Here is a 4,942-nt window from a genome sequence, read left to right as displayed (position 1 = left end):
CCGCACCGTCCCGCACCGTCCCGCACCGTCCCGCACCGCGCCGTCCGGTGTCGTCCGGTGTCGTCAGAACCCGTCCCGCGCTGTCCGATGCTGTCGAGAAGGCCGGTGGACGGCGGAACGGCCCGCCCGCACCGGAGGAGGCAGCGGCGGGGGAGGGACAGCGGAAGCCACGGGAAACGGAGGAACGGGAGCAGCCAGGGCCGCCGGACGGCCGGAGGTCAGCCCGCTGGAACGGTCCCGGCGACGCCTCCGACCTGACGCAGCATCCCTTCGGGCGCCATCGACCCCAGCAGCCGCTCGAGGGCCACCTCGACGTCCTCCCGCCAGCTCACGGTGTTCTTGACCTCGAGCCGCAGCCGTGGCCACCGATGGTGGGGCCGCACGGTCTTGAAGCCGACGGCGAGCAGGTAGTCGGCGGGCACCACGCACCGGGTGCCTTCGCCCTTGAGGTCGCCGAACGCCTCGATGGCACGGAAGCCGCGCCGGAACACGTCCTTGGCGATCGTCTGGACGAGGATGCGCCCCAGGCCCTGCCCGGCGAAGTCCTCCATGATCTTCACGGTCATGAGCAGGACGGCGTCCGGGCTGACCGGGCTGGTCGGGAAGGCAACCGACCGGGGCACGTACGCGGCCGGCGCGTACATCGCGAAACCGGCCGGGACACCGTCCACGTAGATGATCTTTCCGCAGCTTCCCCACTCGAGGAGGGCGGAGGACACCCACGCCTCCTTCTCCAGCGCGGTGTCCCCGGCCTCCTCGGCCCGGCTACGGGCGACGGGGTCGAGCTCCCAGAAGACGCATCGGCGACATCGCACCGGCAGGTCGTCGATGTTGTCGAGAGTGATGTTGGCGATGCGGCGGCTCATGATTCGACGTCCCACCCGGCCCGGCTTCTGGCGGCGACGGCAACGCTGGCATCTCGCACAGGGTCAGACTAGCTCGGCCGTCCTGATCCTCATCGGCCTGTTCCGGATCCACCCGGCCGTGCCAGGCCGGACGGTGCCGTGCCAGGCAACGTTCGCCCCAGCCGTCGTGCCCAGGCAGCTCCGGAGGCGTTGCCGGGAGCGCTCAGGCAGCGCCGCTCCCCGGCCCTCGGCTCCCCGGCCCTCTGCCCCCTGGCCCTCGGCTCCCCGGCCCTCGGCCGGGAACCAGCGGGACACGACGGCCAGGGTGGGCATCGGCTCGACACGGGGCTGACTCTCCGGCCGGCCGGCTCTCACCAGCGCGTCCGGGCTTTTCCCGGCTTTTCCCCATCTGGGCTCCCCTTCGAGCACCCGGGCTCGCAGGGGAGCAAGCCGCGCCACTGGCGCGGTGGGGCCACCGTGTCTCTCCCGAGTACCCAGGTCTCCCGAATACCCAGGCTCGGGGGGACGCGGAAGCCGATTCATGGCTGTGGGTGCTCCGGCCCCTGGGACGCTTCAGGCGTCCGGGAGTTCGCGCTTACGGGCCACGCCGCCAACGGCACCACCCCGTGGCCGGCCATCAGGCAGCTGAGGTGTCCGGGAACTCGCCCTTCGGCATCCCCGCGACGGTGTTCGGTCAGCCCCCGAGGCCCGTGGAGGCCCTGCGGACGGCTGCGCTGTTTCACGTGGGCGCGAGGTTCCACGTGAAACAGCGGCCTCTCCTCGTCTTCCTCGTCCGGGCCGGGAGCCCTCACCCGGACGAGGAAGACGAGGAGACGGCTCCCGACGCCGTCATCACCGCGACGATCCGCTCCAGGTCCTCGATGCTCGCGAACTCAACCGTGATCTTTCCCTTGTTCCGGCCCATGTCGACCTTCACCCGTGTGTCGAACTGGTCGGAGAGACGGGATGCGAGCTTGTGCAGGGCCGGCGAGGTGACCCGCGGGCGGTGGGGCGGCGTCCGCCGCGGCCCCTCCTCGCCCAGCGCGACGATCTCCTCGACGGCCCGCACGGACAGCCCCTCGGCGACGATGCGGGTGGCGAGCCGGTCCTGCGCATCGGGATCCTCCAGCGACAGCAGCGCGCGGGCGTGGCCGGCCGAGAGCACGCCGGCCGCCACCCGTCGCTGCACGGCCGGCGGCAGCCCCAGCAGTCGGATCATGTTGGTGACGTGGGAGCGGGAGCGCCCGAGCTTCCCGGCGAGTTCCTCGTGGGTGGCGCCGAAGTCGCGCAGGAGCTGCTCGTAGGCGGCCGCTTCCTCCAGCGGGTTGAGCTGCTGGCGGTGCAGGTTCTCCAGCAGGGCGTCGCGCAGCATGGCGTCGTCGGCGGTGTCCCGCACGATGGCGGGGATCTGGCTGAAGCCCGCAAGCCTGGACGCCCGCCAGCGCCGTTCGCCCATGACCAGCTCGTAGCGTCCGGGCATGATCTCGCGGACGACGATGGGCTGGAGCAGGCCGACCTCCCGCAGGCTCGCGGCCAGCTCCTCCAGGGCGTCCTCGTCGAAGTGCGTCCGCGGCTGGCGGGGGTTCGGCGTCACCGAGTCGACCGGGACCTCCCGGAAGGTGGCGCCGTGGACGGGCGCCGGTCCGACCGGCAGCCCGAAACCGTCGTCAATACTCGTGCTGATCCCGCCGACGCCCTCCGTCCCGGTCGGGATCAGTGCTCCCAGGCCGCGTCCCAGCCCACCCCGGCGCGCGGTCACACTCCCACTCCGTTCGGCTCGAAGCCCCGCTCGGCGATTTCACGCGCGGCGGCCAGATAGGACAGCGACCCGCGGGAGGCGGGGTCGTAGGTCAGCACCGAGCGGCCGTAGCTCGGCGCCTCGGCGATCCGCACGTTACGCGGGATGGTCGTGCCCAGGACGCGGCTGCCGAAGTGCTCCTTGACCTCGTGCACGACCTGGTCCGCCAGCCGCGTCCGCGAGTCGTACATGGTCAGGATGATGGTGGACAGCCGAAGCTCGGGGTTGAGGTGTGCCTGCACGAGTTCGACGTTACGCAGGAGCTGTCCCAGCCCCTCAAGCGCGTAGTACTCGCACTGGATGGGTATCAGGAGTTCCTTGGCGGCCACCAGGGCGTTGACGGTGAGCAGCCCGAGGCTCGGCGGGCAGTCCACCAGGATGTAGTCGACCTCCTGCCGCAGCCCGGCGATCGCCCGGCGCAGCCGGGTCTCCCGCGCCACCACCGACACCAGCTCGATCTCCGCGCCGGCGAGGTCGATCGTGGCCGGGGCGCAGTACAGCCCCTCGGCCTCGGACGACCTGACGACGACCTCCTCAAGCGGCCGGTCCCCGAGCAGCACCTCGTAGATGGACGGGACACCGGAACGGTGGTCGACCCCGAGAGCCGTCGATGCGTTGCCCTGCGGGTCCAGGTCGATGCAGAGGACCCGGCATCCGTGCATGGCCAGGGCCGTGGCGAGATTGACCGTGGTGGTGGTTTTCCCCACCCCGCCCTTCTGGTTCGCCACAGTGATGATGCGCTGTCGCGTCGGCCGGGGAAACGGCCGTCGTCGTTCCATTGTCAAGGCTTCCACTGCCGCTGCTGCCGCCGCTCCGATAGGGGTGGATGGATCGTTCGTATCCAGCGACGTGTCGGCGGGACGAACACCGTTCCGCGCCACGCGCATGGATCTGCTACTTCCTCCTGGCGCTGTTTCACGTGGAACGTGCGCGCCCACCTGCACGTTGCGCCTCCCGTCCTCGCCGCGTTTCACGCGTTTTCCCACTTCCCTGTCGGCGCCCAGGCTGTGGCGCCGCATGGACGGCGCGCAGTACGGTGGCCGGCTCGGTCACCCGTCCAACCCCGCACTTCACGACAGCCACATCACGCCAGCCCTGGGTCTCCAGCTCACCTCGCGCGACCGACAGCTCCTCGACAACGCTTGCCCCGCGCAGTGCAAGCATGACACCGCCCGGTTTCACCATTGGTAGGAGCATCGCGCCCAACCGTTCCAGGGGCGCGAGGGCCCGTGCAACGCAGACATCGAACGCGCGGGTATCCACGGTAGCGGCAGCGTCGGGCGCGCGTCCGCGAAGCACGATGACCCGCCCCTCAAGACCGAGCCGGCCCACCGCCTCCTGGAGGAACAGACAGCGGCGCTGCATCGGCTCGAGCAGGGTCACCCGCAGATCGGGACGAGCGAGGGCAAGCGGTATCCCGGGCAGCCCGGCTCCGCTGCCCACGTCCACGACGGCCGCCGCGTGATCGACAACATCCGCCACGACCGCGCTGTTGAGCAGGTGACGCTCCCAGAGCCGGTCGGCCTCTCGAGGGCCGATCAGGCCGCGTTCGACACCAGCGGTGGCAAGGAGGTCCGCGTAGACGCGGGCGAGCTCGAAACCGGCTCCGAAGACCTCGGGAGCGATGGGCGGGGGATCGTACACAGTCACCATCCGACCAGCATGCTCGACAGCGGGACACAAACGGCGCAACCAGCCTTCGGCACGCTCCGGGATTCCCACCGGATCGACTTCGCCGGCCCGGCAGGCCCGAGAACCAGCCTGGGGAGCCGATCCCGGCGGGCGCGGCGGGCGCGGAAGCCTATCCTTCCGGGACCACACCCATCACCGCCCGTACCGCCGCCCGGCGACACGCACTCCGAACAAAACCGCCCGGGACCCGGCTCCTACCTCCACCCGGGCGACCACCCATCCCGCCCTGCCCGCCGTCGCACAACCGAATCATGAAAGCGAGGGAACAAGTGGTTGCTGGAGCAGCCACTTCCGTACTCGTTCTTTTGGTTACGGAGCTGCCCGGCCGGTGTGCTGGCTGTTCCGGCATGGTCTGGAGGCGCCGGGTGCCAGCTTGTGGGTGTGGGCGCCCGCGCCCACACCGCCGCGATCCCCTGTGATCCCCCGGTGCCCGGCGAGGCCAGCCGGCGGATACCACGATCCGTCCCAGCCCCCGGAGATTCCGTACCTCGACCCGCCGGTTCCCGCGTCTGGACGAGGAACCGGTGGACGCGGGCACCGGCCCTCAGCCCCATGCCTCGCGACGGCTCTGAGCTCGCCGTCCTGCGTCCGCCGATCCTCTTCCTAG

4 protein-coding genes are annotated in these 4,942 nt (G+C 70.8%); all 4 read right to left on the bottom strand.

Annotation, left to right across the window (positions count from 1 at the left end):
• Positions 1–218: 218 nt before the first annotated feature.
• Entirely contained in the window at positions 219–866 is a 648-nt protein-coding gene (locus AC5LUJ_RS13700) for a GNAT family N-acetyltransferase (RefSeq protein WP_250286126.1), read from the bottom strand.
• Between the two features lie 787 nt (positions 867–1,653).
• Complete coding sequence (locus tag AC5LUJ_RS13695) at positions 1,654–2,604, bottom strand: ParB/RepB/Spo0J family partition protein (RefSeq protein WP_250286125.1); 951 nt, start codon at positions 2,602–2,604, stop codon at positions 1,654–1,656.
• The gene (locus AC5LUJ_RS13690) at positions 2,601–3,371 is read right to left on the bottom strand and encodes a ParA family protein (protein ID WP_493465042.1); all 771 of its coding nucleotides are present in this window, start codon (positions 3,369–3,371) and stop codon (positions 2,601–2,603) included. Before AC5LUJ_RS13690 ends, AC5LUJ_RS13695 begins: the two co-directional genes overlap by 4 nt.
• 187 nt (positions 3,372–3,558) lie before the next feature.
• Entirely contained in the window at positions 3,559–4,296 is a 738-nt protein-coding gene (gene rsmG, locus AC5LUJ_RS13685; protein ID WP_250286123.1) for a 16S rRNA (guanine(527)-N(7))-methyltransferase RsmG, read from the bottom strand.
• Positions 4,297–4,942 lie beyond the last annotated feature (646 nt).

The organism is Protofrankia sp. CiP1_Cm_nod3 (assembly GCF_982290655.1).
This window is presented reverse-complemented; position numbering and strand designations above follow the sequence as displayed.

Excerpts from the sequence above, each read along its gene's own strand:
- AC5LUJ_RS13700 (WP_250286126.1), bottom strand. The coding sequence starts at position 866 with ATGAGCCGCCGCATCGCCAACATCACTCTCGACAACATCGACGACCTG.
- rsmG (WP_250286123.1), bottom strand. The coding sequence starts at position 4,296 with ATGGTGACTGTGTACGATCCCCCGCCCATCGCTCCCGAGGTCTTCGGA.